We start from the raw sequence: 16,503 nt of genomic DNA, 5'->3' as shown, positions 1-16,503 counted from the left end.
AATTTTTATTGCCTGAGTGATCGCCATCGCAGGCAAGCCAGCTCCCACAGTTGACCGCGCTCATCCTGAATAAACTCGCTCAATGTGGGAGCCGGGCTTGCCCGCGATAAGGCCAGTGGGAGCAGCACAAGACCTGCTGGCACGTTCGGCAAGCTCTAAATTTTTATTGCCTGAGTGATCGCCATCGCAGGCAAGCCAGCTCCTACAGTTGACCGCGCTCATCCTGAATAAACTCGATCAATGTGGGAGCCGGGCTTGCCCGCGATAAGGCCAGTGAAAGCAGCACAAGACCTGCTGGCAAGCCCGCACACACTGGATATGCCACCCTGCCAAAATGCATTCCACGTCACAAATAAAACGGGCCCCGACACAAGTGCCGGGGCCCGTAGTGACCACATCCCTGTGGTCGGTCGCATGAACCTATAAGGTGCATTGAGCGGATATCTGCCTCGCCCGTGGCCGCCTTGGTTAAGTCCAGTCGATTCGTTGCGCGTTACTCTGCTTTCAGGCCGTCGGCCGATACAGCTTTAACGCCTTTGATTTTCTTGGTGATGGCCACTGCCATTTCCTTCTGTGCATCAGTGACAGCCACAGTGGAAGACAGGGAAACCACGCCTTTGTTGGTTTCGACTTTGATGTCGGTGCCAGGAATGCCTTTCTCGGTGACCAGGTCAGCTTTGACTTTAGTGGTGATCCAGGTATCGGAGGTCGCTTCTTTGGCCTTGGTCACTTCACCGGCGGCTACAACCATTGGCGCCTGGGAAGTTTGGGCAAACGCAACGTTAGCCATGGTCAGGGTCAGAGCGGTGGCAGTTGCAGCAGCGATAGCGAACTTCTTCATACGAGTAACTCCTGTTTTTTCAAAGGTCTGCAGCGTTTCAACGTTAATGCTGCAGGGTTACCAGTACTGTTGCAGGCGCTGTGCCAACTTTTACTAACTAACAAAACTCTTAAAAAACAACAAGTTATAAAAATACTCAATTTTCGGAATCGTGCAACTTGCATGAAGCCCGTCGTGCCTGCATGCAAGTTGCGGCTTTTGCACTGGGCTAAACAGCTGATTTACCGTCACTTTCCCAAAGCCATAAAAAAAGGACTCCGAAGAGTCCTTTTTCAGCGTGAAGCCTGGGGGTAATTAAACGCCCGAGGCCTTGGCTGCTGCTACGTCCTTGATGGACAGCTTGATACGGCCGCGGTTGTCCACGTCCAGTACCAGCACTTCCACTTCCTGGCCTTCTTTCAGGATGTCGGTCACTTTCTCTACGCGAGCATCGCTCAGCATGGAGATGTGAACCAGACCGTCCTTGCCCGGCAGGATGTTGACGAATGCGCCGAAGTCGACGATGCGCTCAACCTTACCCACGTAGATCTTGCCGATCTCGGCTTCAGCGGTGATACCCAGGACGCGCTGACGTGCCGCTTCAGCCGCTTCCTTGGTTTCGCCGAAGATCTTGATCGAACCGTCGTCTTCGATATCGATCGAGGCCTTGGTTTCTTCGCAGATCGCACGGATGGTCGCGCCGCCTTTACCGATAACATCACGGATTTTGTCGGTGTCGATTTTCATCGCGATCATGGTCGGAGCATTTTCCGACAGCTCGGTGCGAGACTGACCAATGATCTGGTTCATCTGGCCGAGGATGTTCAGGCGCGCTTCCAGGGCTTGGCCCAGAGCGATTTCCATGATCTCTTCGGTGATGCCCTTGATCTTGATGTCCATCTGCAGCGCGGTCACACCCTTGGCGGTACCGGCTACCTTGAAGTCCATGTCGCCCAGGTGGTCTTCGTCACCCAGGATGTCAGTCAGGACGGCGAACTTCTCGCCTTCTTTAACCAGGCCCATGGCGATACCGGCAACCGGTGCCTTCATCGGCACGCCGGCGTCCATCAGTGCCAGGGAAGCACCACACACGGAAGCCATGGAGCTGGAACCGTTGGACTCGGTGATTTCCGACACCACACGAATGGTGTACGGGAACACGTCAGCAGCAGGCAGCATGGCCGAAATCGAACGGCGGGCCAGACGGCCGTGACCGATTTCGCGACGACCAGCGCCACCCATGCGACCACACTCGCCTACCGAGAACGGAGGGAAGTTGTAGTGCAGCATGAACGGGTCTTTTTTCTCGCCTTCCAGGGTGTCCAGCAACTGTGCGTCACGGGCGGTACCCAGTGTTGCAACAACCAGGGCCTGGGTTTCGCCACGGGTGAACAGGGCCGAACCGTGGGTTTTTGGCAGAACGCCGACTTCGATGTTCAGCGGACGTACGGTGCGAGTGTCGCGACCGTCGATACGTGGCTTGCCGTTTACGATGTTTTCGCGAACGGTGCGGTATTCGATTTCGCCGAATGCTGCTTTGACTTCGCTGGAAGAAGGCTGGCCTTCTTCACCGGACAGCTTGGCCACAACCTGGTCCTTCAGCTCACCCAGGCGAGCGTAACGGTCGGCCTTGATGGTGATGGTGTAGGCGTCGGAGATCTGTGCGCCGAACTCGGAGCGGATAGCGCCCAGCAGCTCGGTGGCTTCAGGCGCAGGCGCCCAGGTCCAGGTTGGCTTGGCAGCTTCGGCAGCCAGTTCTTTAACCGCGTTGATCACCACCTGGAACTCGTCGTGAGCAAACAGTACCGCGCCCAGCATCTGGTCTTCGGTCAGCTCTTTGGCTTCCGATTCAACCATCAACACGGCTTCCGAAGTACCGGCAACGACCATGTCCAGGCTCGAAGCTTTCTGTTGTTCGTAAGTCGGGTTCAGCAGGTAGCCGGTGCTTTCGTGGAACGCAACACGGGCAGCGCCGATCGGGCCATCGAAAGGAATACCGGAGATGGCCAGGGCAGCCGAGGTGCCGATCATCGCAGCGATGTCCGGATCGGTCTTCTTGCTGGTGGAAACGACGGTGCAGACAACCTGCACTTCGTTCATGAAGCCTTCTGGGAACAGCGGACGGATCGGACGGTCGATCAGTCGGGAAGTCAGGGTTTCTTTCTCGGAAGGACGGCCTTCACGCTTGAAGAAACCACCAGGGATCTTACCGGCAGCGTAAGTCTTTTCCTGGTAGTGAACGGAAAGAGGGAAGAAGCCTTTGCTTGGGTCAGCGGTCTTGGCGCCTACAACGGTCACCAATACGGTAACGTCGTCGTCAACGGTGACCAGCACTGCGCCGGAGGCTTGACGGGCGATACGGCCTGTCTCGAGGGTAACGGTCGACTGACCGAACTGGAATTTTTTGATTACCGGGTTCACGGTGTCCTACCTTCTTTGTGGCTCTTGGGGAACTTGTCTTCTTGCGAAATTCTTGGGCAATGTCGGGAGTCGGCCCAACCTTTGTCCAGGGTAAAACGTGTATCCAGATAAAACTTGAGGCTGGGAGCCTGCCATGGGCCAGCGGGAATCCCACTGACACACGGCAAACAACCAACCTCTAGCGCAATCGCTGATTAGCGACGCAGACCCAGGCGACCGATCAGAGTCTGATAACGACCCAGATCCTTGCCTTTCAGGTAGTCCAGCAGCTTACGACGCTGGTTTACCATGCGGATCAGACCACGACGGGAGTGGTGGTCTTTACCGTTGGCCTTGAAGTGACCCTGCAGCTTGTTGATGTTGTGGGTCAGCAGTGCAACTTGCACTTCTGGCGAACCAGTGTCACCAACAGCTTGCTGATAGTCAGCTACGATTTGTGCTTTTTCTTGAACGTCGAGAGCCATGAGGCAATCCTTTTTTCAGGAAACCACCCAAAGGGCAGTTTCAACAGGCCAGGGACAAATCCCTGTATCTAAAAATGAGTGTTGACCGTGCCTGTTAACAGCCACACTCGTTCAGTCATTCTGACCGAATCAGCCGACGCGGCGCGATGCGCCCGTCTTCGCTCACTTCACCGATACCGATAAAGCGACCGTTATGATCTTGTACCCGCACCATGCCGAACTTCGGGGCATCCGGTGCGCGCACCGGCTGGCCGTTGAGCCAGTAGAACGCGCTGTGCTCCGAGAAGTGCAGCAATGGCCAATCCAGCAAACCGCTGTCCGATGGCATCAGGAAGCGATCAACCGCTTCGTTGCCGCCTTCGGCATGCACGGCTTCCAGCTCTTCCAGCGTGACCGTCTGGGCCAGGGTGAAAGGGCCAGCCTGGGTGCGTCGCAGCTCTGCAACGTACGCGCCGCAACCGAGCTGCTCACCGATATCTTCCACCAGGGTACGGATATAGGTGCCTTTGCTGCAGTCCACGGCCAAGCGGGCAGTGTCGCCTTCACAGGCAAGCAATTCCAAGCGCGCAATAGTAACAGAACGCGGTTCGCGCTCCACTACTTCGCCCGCACGTGCCAGCTTGTAAAGAGGCTGGCCATCACGCTTGAGAGCCGAGTACATCGGCGGTATCTGACTGATTTGCCCACGAAAAGCGGGTAAGGCAGCCTCAATATCTGCACGACCAACGGTCACCTCGCGAACCTGCAGAACATCACCTTCGGCATCCGCCGTGGTGGTGGTCTTGCCCAGTTGCATCAGGGTTTCGTAACCCTTGTCCGAATCGAGCAGGTATTGCGAGAACTTGGTAGCCTCGCCAAAGCACAATGGCAATACGCCAGTGGCCAGGGGATCAAGGCTGCCGGTATGCCCGGCCTTCTCGGCATTGAGCAGCCAGCGGACCTTCTGCAACGCGGCATTGGAGGTAAAGCCAATGGGTTTGTCGAGCAGGATGATACCGCTGACATTACGGCGGATACGTTTGACCTGAGCCACCGCTTACTCCTTGGCGTCTTCAGGTGTGGACGGATGCTGATTGTCTTCAGCCACGGCGCGCTCGATCAGGGCCGACAGATGCGCACCACGCACGACGCTCTCGTCGTAGTGGAAGTGCAACTGGGGCACGCTACGCAGCTTCATCTCACGGGCCAACTGCATGCGCAGGAAACCTGCGGCAGAGTTGAGCACCTTGATGCTTTGCGCGATCTCTTCGCTGTTGTCCTGGCCCATCACGGTGATGAAGATCTTGGCGTGACCAACGTCACGGCTCACTTCAACGGCGGTGATGGTGACCAGGCCAACACGCGGGTCTTTGACTTCGCGACGGATCAGTTGGGCCAACTCGCGCTGCATCTGATCGCCGATACGTTGGGTACGGCTGTATTCTTTTGCCATGTCTTGTTACCTGTTACTGCCTCACGGTGAAACCCGTGGGGTCTGAAAGCGGCAAACGCCCGGCCTGACAAAAGCCAGACCGGGCGTTGCGTTTAGAGTCCGGACACTGCGCGGGGCATTTGCATGCCCACACGCGGCGTGGCTCCTGAAGTGCGCGAGTTAGAGGCTGCGAGCAACCTGGACCTTCTCGTAGACTTCGATCTTGTCGCCAGGCTTGACGTCGTTGTAGCTCTTGACGCCAATACCGCATTCCATGCCGGCACGTACTTCGGAAGCGTCATCCTTGAAGCGGCGCAGGGATTCCAGCTCGCCTTCAAAGATAACGATGTCTTCACGCAGTACACGGATTGGACGGTTACGGTGCACAGTCCCTTCGATAACCATGCAACCGGCGATCGCGCCAAACTTCGGCGAACGGAACACGTCACGTACTTCGGCAACACCCAGGATATTTTCCCGCACGTCACTGCCAAGCATGCCGGTAAGGGCTTTCTTGACGTCTTCGATGATGTCGTAGATGACGTTGTAGTAACGCATGTCCAGGCCTTCCTGCTCGACGATCTTCCGTGCGCCAGCATCGGCACGCACGTTGAAGCCGAACAGTACAGCGTTGGAAGCCAGTGCCAGGTTGGCGTCGGATTCGGTGATACCACCGACACCGCCACCGACAACACGCACTTGCACTTCGTCGTTACCCAGGCCATTCAAGGCGCCGTTCAACGCTTCGAGGGAGCCACGCACGTCAGATTTGAGGACGATGTTAAGCGTCTTCTTCTCTTCCTGGCCCATGTTCTCGAAGATGTTTTCCAGCTTGCCGGCGTGAGCACGGGCCAGCTTGACTTCACGGAACTTGCCTTGACGGAACAGAGCCACTTCACGGGCTTTCTTCTCGTCGGCAACCACGCTCATCTCGTCGCCAGCGTCCGGGGTACCGTCCAGGCCGAGAATCTCGACCGGGATAGCAGGACCTGCTTCCTTGATGGACTTGCCGTTCTCGTCGAGCATGGCACGTACACGGCCGTAGTTGGAACCGACCAGCACCATGTCGCCTTGGCGCAGGGTACCGTCTTGAACCAGCACGGTCGCAACCGGGCCACGGCCCTTGTCGAGGCGGGATTCAACGACCACACCACGGCCAGGAGCCGATGGCGTAGCGGTCAGTTCCAGGACTTCGGCTTGCAACAGGACGGCTTCAAGCAGTTCGTCAACGCCGGTACCCATCTTCGCCGAGACCGGTACGAATGGAGTGTCGCCACCCCACTCTTCGGAAGTCACGCCGTGAACCGACAGTTCGCTACGGATGCGATCGAGATCGGCGCCCGGCTTGTCGATTTTGTTCACGGCAACCACCAGCGGCACGCCAGCAGCCTTGGCATGCTGAACGGCTTCGATGGTTTGTGGCATTACGCCGTCGTCCGCTGCAACCACCAGGATCACGATGTCAGTCGCCTTGGCACCACGGGCACGCATGGCGGTAAACGCGGCGTGACCTGGGGTGTCGAGGAACGTCACCATGCCACGGTCGGTTTCAACGTGGTAGGCACCAATGTGCTGGGTAATACCGCCGGCTTCGCCCGCGGCAACCTTGGCACGACGGATATAGTCGAGCAGGGAGGTCTTGCCGTGGTCAACGTGGCCCATGACGGTCACGACTGGAGCACGGGAAACTGCTTCACCTTCAAACTTCAGGGACTCGGCCAGGGAATCTTCCAGGGCGGTGTCGCTGACCAGGGTCACTTTGTGGCCCAGCTCTTCAGCAACCAGTTGGGCAGTTTCCTGGTCCAGTACCTGGTTGATGGTGGCCGGGGTACCCAGCTTGAACATGAACTTGATGATTTCAGCAGCCTTGACCGACATCTGCTGGGCCAAGTCGCCCACAGTGATGGTCTCGCCGATCTTCACTTCACGCACGACAGGGCCGGTTGGGCTCTGGAAACCGTGGGCGTTGCGTTTCTTCAGCTTGGCCTTGCCGCGACCACCACGACGGAAGCCATCGCTTTCTTCGTCGGTAGTGCGTGGCGCAACGCGTGGCGCAGGCGCTTTCTCTTTGACCGAGGCACGATGTGGAGCGTTTTTACGCTCGCCATCGCCACCACCACTGCGACGATTGTTATCGTCAGCGCGTGGCTTGTCCGGGCGACGAGGTTCGTCGCGCTTGCGAGCGTCAGCTGCCGGCGCTGGTGCAGCGGCAACCGGAGCGGCCTCACGCACAGCTTCTACAGGCGCAGCGACGGCGTCAGTACCAGCAGGTTGCGCAGCAGCAGGCTGGCGACGCGCTTCTTCTTCGGCGCGACGCTTGGCTTCTTCTTCAGCCTTCTGACGAGCAGCATTTTCTACTGCGCGACGTTCGTCCATCTCGCGTTTGCGCTCGGCTTCGATTTCTTCCGGGCTGCGCTGTACGAAGACTTTCTTCTTACGCACTTCAACGCTGATGCTCTTGCTACCAGCCACCCGCAGGGTGCTGGTCGTTTTGCGCTGCAATGTAATCTTGCGCGGTTCTTCCACTTTCGCCTTGTGGCTGCTTTTCAAGTGAGTCAGCAACGATTGCTTCTCACTGTCGCTCACATGTTCCTCGGCGGCGGTGTGCGGCAGACCTGCCTCACGCATCTGCTGCAACAGGCGCTCTACCGGTGTTTTGACCTCATCGGCCAGTTGTTTCACCGTGACTTGCGTCATGCACTTCTCTCCTCAGGCCGCGCCTAATTACTCGAACCAATGGGCTCGGGCGGCCATGATCAACTTGCCGGCACGATCATCGTCAATGCCGTCGATGTCGAGCAGGTCGTCAATAGACTGCTCGGCCAGGTCTTCGCGGGTAATTACGCCGCGCACCGCCAGTTCCATCGCCAAATCCTTGTCCATACCCTCAAGCGAGAGCAGGTCTTCGGCCGGATGGGCGTCTGCCAGCTTTTCCTCAGTAGCGATGGCTTTAGTCAACAAGCGATCCTTGGCCCGAGCGCGAAGCTCGTTGACGGTGTCTTCGTCAAAGCCGTCGATGTTGAGCATTTCCTCCACCGGTACGTAGGCAATCTCTTCCAGGCTGGTAAAGCCTTCATCTACCAGCACCTGTGCCAGGTCTTCGTCGACTTCCAGCTCGTCGATGAAGTTGCGCAGGATGTCGCCGGTTTCTGCTTGCTGCTTAGCCTGGATGTCCGATTCGGTCATGACGTTCAGGGTCCAGCCAGTCAACTGGCTGGCCAGACGCACGTTCTGACCACCGCGACCGATGGCCTGGGCCAGATTGTCTGCGCCAACGGCGATGTCCATTGCATGGGCATCTTCGTCAACAATAATTGCCGCGACTTCGGCCGGGGACATGGCGTTGATCACGAACTGCGCCGGGTTATCGTCCCACAGCACGATATCCACACGCTCACCGCCCAATTCGCCCGACACTGCCTGGACGCGCGAACCGCGCATGCCAATGCAAGCACCTTGCGGGTCGATGCGCTTGTCCTTGGAGCGGACCGCGATCTTGGCGCGCGAACCCGGGTCGCGGGACGCGGCCATGACTTCGATCAGGCCTTCGGCAATTTCCGGCACTTCAATACGGAACAGCTCGATCAACATTTCCGGCGCGGTACGCGACAGGATCAGTTGAGGGCCACGGTTCTCAGTGCGGATTTCCTTGAGCAGCGCACGCAAACGCACGCCAACACGGAAGGTTTCGCGGGAAATGATGTCTTCACGGGCCAGCAACGCTTCAGCGTTGTTACCCAGGTCGACGATCACGTTGTCGCGGGTCACTTTCTTCACGGTGCCGGAGATGATTTCCCCCAGGCGCTCGCGATAGGCGTCAACGACTTGAGCGCGCTCGGCTTCGCGGACCTTTTGCACGATGACTTGCTTGGCAGTCTGTGCAGCGATGCGGCCGAACTCGATGGACTCGATCTTTTCCTCGACGACGTCACCCACCTGGGCGCCCGGATGCGTTTGCGCAACCTTGCTTGGCCAGGTTTCGATGGCCGGATCATCAAGATCGGCTTCTTCGACGACCGTCCAGCGACGGAAAGTCTCATAGGCTCCGGTGTGGCGGTTGATTTCCACACGCAGATCAACTTCGTCTTCAAAACGCTTTTTGGTAGCAGTGGCCAGGGCCAGCTCCAGCGCTTCAAAAATCACGTTAGCCGGTACGCCCTTTTCATTGGATACCGACTCAACAACCAGCAGTACTTCTTTGCTCATCGTACGCCTCGCCTTTCGCAAGCCATTGGATCCGCGGGATCCGCAGTTTCTGGCACGTCTCAGTCAAAACTGGGAATAATGTTGGCCTTGTCGATCATATCGATCGGCAACAGGAACTCGTGGTCGTCTACCTGCACCACTACATCCTGTTCTTCTACACCGCGCAGAAGGCCCTGAAAGTTGCGTCGCCCTTCAAAGGGAGATCGCAGCTTGATCTTCACTTGTTCACCGACATATTTAGCAAACTGCTCAATAGTGAACAGTGGGCGTTCCATGCCTGGCGAGGAAACTTCGAGGGTGTATTCAACGGCAATTGGATCTTCAACATCCAGCACACCGCTGATCTGACGGCTGACGATGGCACAATCGTCCACCAGCACACCGCCCTCTTTATCGATATAAACGCGCAACATTGAGTGGCGACCTTGAGCCGAAAACTCAATACCCCAGCATTCATAGCCTAGGGCCACGACCACCGGGGCCAGCAAGGCCTGCAACTCTTCTAGCTTGCTCGACACCTGAACCCCCTCGTGCATGTATGTGCATGCTGTGCAAAATAAAAAAATGGGCGAAACGCCCATCCTTGAAACGCCGTCGAACAGCGGCGTTGAAAGTGTCCAGCTAACAAAAAGCCCCTTAAAAGGGGCTCCGCTAAAACTGGTTGCGGGGGCCGGATTTGAACCGACGACCTTCGGGTTATGAGCCCGACGAGCTACCAGACTGCTCCACCCCGCGACAAAGCTGGGGCGGAAGTATACGACCGATCCCTTACAGGGTCAATGTAACCTTCCACCTACAAGAAAGCCCGCAACAGCGGGCTCTCCTGATAATTGGTACCGAGAAGGGGACTCGAACCCCTACACCCTATGGGCACAACCACCTCAAGGTTGCGTGTCTACCAATTCCACCACCTCGGCAATACAGCGTTTACAACCCTTCTTACTTCTGCTCTTGAGCTGGAGGCACGTCAGTCGCTGGAGTAGCCGACTTTTGCTCTTGAAGCACCGGGACATCATCAGAAGCCGGTTTTGCTTTTGGCACTTCCAACACTGCTGGATTTGGGAGACCTACTTGAGTAAGCACATGAGCTTTCTCTTTAGCAAAGTAACCTAACCCCAAGCTGGTTATGAAGAAACCGGCGGCAAGTATAGCAGTAAACTTACTAAGAAAGGTAGAGGAACCTTGGCTTCCGAACACAGTATTTGAAGCACCTGCACCGAAAGACGCACCAGCATCCGCACCTTTACCCTGTTGCAGCAAAACCAGAGCGACGACGCTCAGAGCAGCCAACAGATGAAAAACGACTACGACTGTTTCCAGCATTTTTTCAGTTTCCCGCGGCGCGACAGATCGCACCGAACTCATCTGCATTCAGGGAAGCTCCACCAATGAGCCCCCCATCGATATCCGGCATGCCGAACAGTTCGACCGCATTGGCCGCCTTCACGCTGCCGCCGTATAGAAGACGCACACCTTGTGCGACTTCAGAATTCTCTGCCGCCAACTGCGCGCGGATGGCTGCGTGCACATCCTGCGCCTGTTGCGGTGTAGCAGTCAGCCCGGTGCCAATGGCCCAGACCGGCTCGTAAGCAATGACTGCCTTTGCAAACGCACCAACACCCAACTCCTCAATGATACTGCCTAGCTGACGCGAGACAACTTCAAGAGTCTTGCCCGATTCCCGCTGCTCCAGGGTCTCCCCTATGCACAACACCGGAATCAAGCCACAAGCCTGTGCCGCTGCGAACTTACGATTGAGTGTCCCATCACGCTCGCCCATCATCTGACGGCGCTCGGAGTGCCCGACAAGCACATAGGAACAACCCGCATCGACCAACTGACTCGGCGAAATCTCACCGGTCAACGCACCTTGCATTGGCTCCACTGCGGAGTTCTGCGCGCCGACCTGAATCGACTTGCCTTTCAAGCCTTCAACCACTTGGTTGATATGCAAGCAAGGCGGGAACACCGCAACATCAACACCGCTCGGCAAGGCCAAGTGACGAAGGCCATTGATCAGCTCAGCGACACTGGCGCGGGTACCGTGCATCTTCCAGTTACCAGCTACCATAGTGCGACGCATGCTGTACCTCGTCGGTCAAAGTGGGCGCAGATGTTACCCAACCACATCATCACTGGCAAGCCGAATTCAGGCGCAAACTTCAGTTACCAGTTTTGCCAGCTCTTCGGCATAGCCGCGAACCTGTGTTTCGTCGTCGCCTTCGACCATCACGCGCACCAAAGGCTCGGTTCCCGACTTGCGCAGCAAGACCCGGCCACGCCCCGCCATGGCGACGGTCACGCGCTCACAGGCTTCCTTGATCGCCGGGTGCTCGATAGGGTTTTCACCCCCCGAGAAACGTACATTGAGCAACACCTGCGGGCACTTGCGCAGTGCCTGGCGTGTCTGGGCCAGGCTTTCTTCACGGCGGCGCAGGGCCAACAGCACCTGCAGCGCCGCGATGATCGCATCACCGGTAGTCGTATGCTGGAAGCACACGACATGCCCCGAATTCTCACCGCCTATCTGCCAGTTACGCTCCAGCAGCTCGGCAATCACGTAGCGGTCGCCCACATTGGCGCGCACGAACGGAATGCCCAGGTCGGCCAGGGCCAGCTCCAGCCCCAGGTTGCTCATCAGGGTGCCGACGACACCGCCTTGCAGTTTGTTGCGCTCATGCAGGTCGCGGGCAATGATGAACAACAGGTCGTCACCGTCGACGATGGCACCGGTATGATCGACCATCAGCACCCGGTCACCGTCGCCATCGAAGGCAATACCCAGGTCCGCGTGCTCGGCCAATACCGCTGCCTGCAATTGCCCCATATGGGTCGAACCGCAGTTATCGTTGATGTTCAGGCCATTGGGCTGGGCCGACAGCACGGTCACCTCGGCGCCCAGTTCCTTGAACACGCTGGGGGCAACCTTGTAGGTCGCGCCGTGGGCACAGTCGATGACCACCTTGAGCCCGGCAAAATTGGTGCTGGTAGGCACGCTGCTTTTGCAAAACTCGATATAACGCCCCGAAGCGTCGTTGATCCGCGAAACCTTGCCCAGCTTGCTCGACTCGACGACCGTCATCGGCGCATCCAGCAGCTCTTCGATCATGTGTTCGATCGCGTCCGGCAGCTTGGTGCCCTGGCCCGAGAAGAACTTGATGCCATTGTCATCATGGGGATTGTGCGAAGCGCTGATCACAATACCGGCTTCAGCGTGAAAGGTACGCGTCAGGTAAGCGATCGCCGGCGTCGGCATCGGCCCCAGCAACATCACATCCGCCCCGGCAGCGGAAAGGCCCGCCTCCAGCGCAGACTCGAACATATAGCCTGAAATCCGCGTGTCCTTGCCGACCAGGATGCGGCATGCACCCATGCTGCGGAAGGCCATGCCGGCCGCCCAGCCCAGCTTGAGCATAAAGTCTGGAGTGATCGGGAACTCGCCGACCCGACCACGAATACCGTCGGTGCCAAAATATTTTTTAGTCATAAGTGCTCCATCATTCTTATTCGGCTGATTCTACCGCTTCGATCATCCGTACGACGTCAACCGTCTCGGCCACATCATGCACCCGCAGAATGCGCGCGCCCTTGGCAACGGCCAGCGCCGCCAGGGCCAGGCCGCCATGCAGGCGCTCACCCACGGGACGATTCAGGGCCATGCCTATCATGCTCTTGCGCGACACCCCAACCAACAGGGGGCGACCAAGGGCATGCAGCGATTCCATATGTTTGAACAGGCTTAGGTTGTGCTGCAGGGTCTTGGCAAAACCAAACCCCGGATCCAGGATGATCCGCTCAGGCGCGATTCCCGCCGCGGCGCATTGGGCCATGCGCCCTGCAAGAAATTCCGTCACGTCTTCAACCAGGTTGTCGTAGTGCGGAGCGTCCTGCATCGTCCCCGGCTCGCCGAGCATATGCATCAGGCACACAGGCAACCCGGTGGCCGCGGCAGCATCCAGCGCACCGTCGCGCTGCAGTGAGCGCACGTCGTTGATCAACCCGGCCCCAAGCCGCGCTGTTTCGCGCATGACAGCCGGCGTCGAGGTGTCTACCGAAATGATGACATCCAGCTCACGGTGGATCCGCTCGACAATCGGTGCAACACGCTCCATCTCCTCCAACGGGGAAACAGCACGCGCGCCAGGCCGGGTCGATTCGCCACCGACATCGATGATGGTCGCACCCGCAGCCACCATCGCTTGGGCATGGCGCATGGCCGCATCCCGCTGGCTGAAGCGACCACCGTCAGAAAAGGAGTCAGGGGTGATATTAAGAATGCCCATAACGTGAGTACGGGCCAAATCAAGAACCCGGCTGCCGCAAGGCAACCGGGTAGAGGGCAACACAGAAGTCATTTCAAGCCTTAAAGGTCGGCAGCCGGGCCGCCGATTGGGGTTTCCGGGCGTTCGTTCTGTACCACAGGCGGCGTGCCTGAAGTACCCGAACCGCCTTCCCAATCACGAGGCTCGCGAGGCGTACGGCCAGCCATGATGTCGTCGATCTGCTCGGCATCGATGGTCTCGTACTTCATCAAGGCGTCAGCCATGGCGTCGAGCTTGTCACGGTTATCGGTAAGGATCTGCTTGGCCGTGCCGTAGCACTGGTCAATGATGCTGCGCACTTCAGAGTCGATCAGCTTGGCCGTCTCGCCAGAGAAGCTGGCACCTTGACCGCCACCGCCACGCCCCAGGAACACTTCGCCTTCTTCCTCGGCATACATCAGCGGCCCGAGCTTTTCCGACAGCCCCCACTTGGTGACCATATTCCGGGCAATCTGGCTGGCACGCATGATGTCGTTGGAAGCACCGGTGGTCACACCGTCAAAGCCCAGGGTCATCTCTTCAGCGATACGGCCGCCGTACAGCGAGCAGATCTGGCTGATCAGGGCGCGCTTGGAGAGGCTGTAGCGATCCTCTTCCGGCAGGAACATGGTGACACCCAGCGCCCGGCCACGCGGAATGATCGACACCTTGTAGACCGGGTCATGCTCAGGCACGACGCGACCGACAATGGCATGACCAGCTTCGTGGTAAGCGGTGTTCTGCTTCTCTTTCTCGGACATAACCATGGATTTGCGCTCGGCGCCCATCATGATCTTGTCCTTGGCCAGCTCGAATTCCTTCATCTCGACAATACGCTTACCGGTACGGGCCGCGAACAGCGAGGCCTCGTTCACCAGGTTGGCCAGGTCGGCACCGGAGAACCCAGGGGTCCCACGGGCAATCACGCCTGGAGCCACGTCATCGCCCATTGGCACTTTGCGCATATGGACCTTGAGAATCTGCTCACGGCCACGAATATCTGGCAAGCCCACCACCACCTGGCGGTCGAAACGACCCGGACGCAGCAGCGCCGGGTCAAGTACGTCAGGACGGTTGGTGGCGGCAATCACGATGATGCCGTCGTTCATTTCAAAGCCGTCCATCTCCACCAGCAACTGGTTGAGAGTCTGCTCACGCTCGTCGTGACCACCGCCCATGCCAGCACCACGATGGCGACCAACGGCGTCGATTTCGTCGATAAAGATGATGCACGGCGCGTGCTTCTTGGCCTGCTCGAACATGTCACGCACACGGCTGGCACCCACGCCGACGAACATCTCGACGAAGTCGGAACCGGAAATGGTGAAGAACGGCACCTTGGCTTCGCCGGCAATCGCCTTGGCCAGCAAGGTTTTACCAGTACCCGGAGGACCAACCATCAGTACACCGCGAGGAATACGACCACCCAGGCGCTGGAACTTGCCCGGATCACGCAGGAACTCGACCAGTTCGCCGACTTCTTCCTTGGCTTCGTCGCAACCGGCAACGTCAGCCAGGGTGGTCTTGACCTGATCTTCGGAAAGCAGGCGTGCCTTGCTCTTGCCGAAGCTCATCGGCCCGCCCTTGCCCCCCGCACCGCCTTGCATCTGGCGCATGAAGAACATGAACACGGCAATAATCACCAGGATCGGGAAACTGGCCACCAGGAGCTGGGTCCAGATGCTCTGTTGCTCAGGCTGCTTGCCCTCGACGACCACCTTGTTGTCCACCAAGTCGCCGATCAGACCGTTGTCCTGGATCGCCGGACGAATGGTCTTGAAGCTGTCGCCATCAGTGCGCTTGCCGGTGATCACGTAGCCATCAACCGCCACGCGCTCGACCTTGCCATCCTTAACTTGCTGGATGAAGTCGGAATAGTTGAGGGTCTGCGGCTCGTTAGGGCTGGAGAAGTTGTTCATCACCGTCACCAGGACAGCCGCGATGATCAACCACAGGATCAGATTCTTTGCCATATCGTTCAATTAACTACCCTCTGAAGCAAGCTCCGCTACTGGCGCGCGCTTCGCATGATATTCACCGGCCTAACTTACTACATTACCTACAACTCTGGCAGGCGCCGTCTGTAACCCTTTGTGAAACTTTGACTACACAATATTCGTAAAGCTTCGTGACGAAAGCGATTTAAAAAAACCTATCGCCTACCTCGAATTTCTCAAAAACGCTCTTCGCTCGCAGCGCCCTCGACACCGCGGAAGCCGCGGCACAACAAATACTGCTCCCTGGATCTGTCCCGGGAGGAGTCAGGCTTGCGCGTCTGCACCTTGTCGAACAACTTGCGAATGTTCTTGTGGTACTCGTCAAAACCTTCGCCCTGGAAGACCTTCACAAGGAAATCTCCACCCGGACGCAAAACCCGACCTGCCAAATCCAGCGCCAATTCACAGAGGAACATCGCGCGCGGCATATCGACGGCCGGTAATCCACTCATATTGGGGGCCATGTCGGAAATCACAAGGTCTACTTGCGAATTTCCTACCGCCTCAAGGATCTGCGCAAGTACGGCGTCCTGGGTGAAGTCACCATGAACAAAGGTCACATCCGGGATACTGTCCATTTCCAGGATGTCGGACGCGATCAGACGCCCCTGCCCACCAATCAGACGACTGGTCACCTGGGACCAACCACCCGGGGCGGCACCCAGGTCAATAACGCTCATGCCCGGGCGGATCAACTTGTCCTTGTCCTGGATCTCCAGCAGCTTATAACTGGCCCGTGAACGATAGCCGTCCTTCTGCGCCTTTTTGACGTAAGGATCGTTGAAATGCTCTTGCAGCCACTTAAGGCTAGTTTTGGAACGGGCCACAGGCCACCTCGAAAATAAAACGGGTCGTGATTAACTGGGCGGTCCCGGACTCGCTC

The 16,503-nt window shown here is 57.8% G+C and carries 14 protein-coding genes and 2 tRNA genes; all 16 read right to left on the bottom strand.

The annotated features are described in order from the left end of the window. Nucleotides 1-493 precede the first annotated feature (493 nt). Nucleotides 494-841, bottom strand: a complete 348-nt coding sequence (locus AC07W7_RS14825) for a BON domain-containing protein (protein ID WP_032862919.1) — start codon at nucleotides 839-841, stop codon at nucleotides 494-496. 294 nt (nucleotides 842-1,135) lie between these two features. Then, nucleotides 1,136-3,241 (bottom strand): polyribonucleotide nucleotidyltransferase, encoded by a 2,106-nt coding sequence (gene pnp, locus AC07W7_RS14820; RefSeq protein ID WP_076962747.1) that lies wholly within the window; start codon nucleotides 3,239-3,241, stop codon nucleotides 1,136-1,138. A gap of 194 nt (nucleotides 3,242-3,435) precedes the next feature. Beyond that, nucleotides 3,436-3,705 carry a 30S ribosomal protein S15 gene (gene rpsO / locus AC07W7_RS14815; RefSeq protein WP_003177875.1) on the bottom strand — a complete coding sequence of 90 codons (270 nt, stop codon included), beginning with the start codon at nucleotides 3,703-3,705 and terminating at the stop codon, nucleotides 3,436-3,438. Between the two features lie 115 nt (nucleotides 3,706-3,820). Beyond that, entirely contained in the window at nucleotides 3,821-4,738 is a 918-nt protein-coding gene (gene truB, locus AC07W7_RS14810) for a tRNA pseudouridine(55) synthase TruB (protein WP_076962746.1), read from the bottom strand. A 3-nt stretch (nucleotides 4,739-4,741) separates the two neighbouring features. Then, the gene (rbfA, locus tag AC07W7_RS14805; RefSeq protein WP_029298974.1) at nucleotides 4,742-5,137 is read right to left on the bottom strand and encodes a 30S ribosome-binding factor RbfA; all 396 of its coding nucleotides are present in this window, start codon (nucleotides 5,135-5,137) and stop codon (nucleotides 4,742-4,744) included. A 159-nt stretch (nucleotides 5,138-5,296) separates the two neighbouring features. Beyond that, a complete protein-coding gene (gene infB, locus AC07W7_RS14800) occupies nucleotides 5,297-7,813 on the bottom strand; it encodes a translation initiation factor IF-2 (RefSeq protein WP_495039587.1) in 2,517 nt (838 codons plus the stop codon). Between the two features lie 27 nt (nucleotides 7,814-7,840). Further along, the gene (gene nusA / locus AC07W7_RS14795; protein ID WP_038445977.1) at nucleotides 7,841-9,322 is read right to left on the bottom strand and encodes a transcription termination factor NusA; all 1,482 of its coding nucleotides are present in this window, start codon (nucleotides 9,320-9,322) and stop codon (nucleotides 7,841-7,843) included. Nucleotides 9,323-9,381: 59 nt separating this feature from the next. After that, on the bottom strand, nucleotides 9,382-9,840 hold the full coding sequence (rimP, locus tag AC07W7_RS14790; protein ID WP_159439769.1) for a ribosome maturation factor RimP: 459 nt from the start codon (nucleotides 9,838-9,840) through the stop codon (nucleotides 9,382-9,384). A gap of 140 nt (nucleotides 9,841-9,980) precedes the next feature. Continuing rightward, a tRNA-Met gene (locus tag AC07W7_RS14785) sits at nucleotides 9,981-10,057 on the bottom strand. Between the two features lie 96 nt (nucleotides 10,058-10,153). Continuing rightward, nucleotides 10,154-10,239: transfer RNA gene (locus AC07W7_RS14780), tRNA-Leu, on the bottom strand. A 22-nt stretch (nucleotides 10,240-10,261) separates the two neighbouring features. Beyond that, nucleotides 10,262-10,645, bottom strand: coding sequence for a preprotein translocase subunit SecG (gene secG / locus AC07W7_RS14775; RefSeq protein WP_003194191.1), 384 nt, complete (start codon nucleotides 10,643-10,645; stop codon nucleotides 10,262-10,264). Between the two features lie 4 nt (nucleotides 10,646-10,649). Beyond that, entirely contained in the window at nucleotides 10,650-11,405 is a 756-nt protein-coding gene (gene tpiA / locus AC07W7_RS14770; RefSeq protein WP_495039586.1) for a triose-phosphate isomerase, read from the bottom strand. 66 nt (nucleotides 11,406-11,471) lie between these two features. Continuing rightward, a complete protein-coding gene (gene glmM, locus AC07W7_RS14765) occupies nucleotides 11,472-12,809 on the bottom strand; it encodes a phosphoglucosamine mutase (protein ID WP_495039585.1) in 1,338 nt (445 codons plus the stop codon). 16 nt (nucleotides 12,810-12,825) lie between these two features. Continuing rightward, nucleotides 12,826-13,677 (bottom strand): dihydropteroate synthase, encoded by an 852-nt coding sequence (folP, locus tag AC07W7_RS14760; protein ID WP_099169415.1) that lies wholly within the window; start codon nucleotides 13,675-13,677, stop codon nucleotides 12,826-12,828. Nucleotides 13,678-13,685: 8 nt separating this feature from the next. Next, complete coding sequence (ftsH, locus tag AC07W7_RS14755) at nucleotides 13,686-15,596, bottom strand: ATP-dependent zinc metalloprotease FtsH (RefSeq protein ID WP_076962741.1); 1,911 nt, start codon at nucleotides 15,594-15,596, stop codon at nucleotides 13,686-13,688. A 200-nt stretch (nucleotides 15,597-15,796) separates the two neighbouring features. Next, nucleotides 15,797-16,447 carry a 23S rRNA (uridine(2552)-2'-O)-methyltransferase RlmE gene (gene rlmE / locus AC07W7_RS14750; RefSeq protein WP_032862906.1) on the bottom strand — a complete coding sequence of 217 codons (651 nt, stop codon included), beginning with the start codon at nucleotides 16,445-16,447 and terminating at the stop codon, nucleotides 15,797-15,799. Nucleotides 16,448-16,503 lie beyond the last annotated feature (56 nt).

It is taken from the genome of Pseudomonas sp. GW821-FHT01D09, from assembly GCF_059422465.1.
The sequence above is the reverse complement of the archived record's forward strand: the minus strand, read 5'-3'. Positions and strand labels throughout refer to the sequence as shown.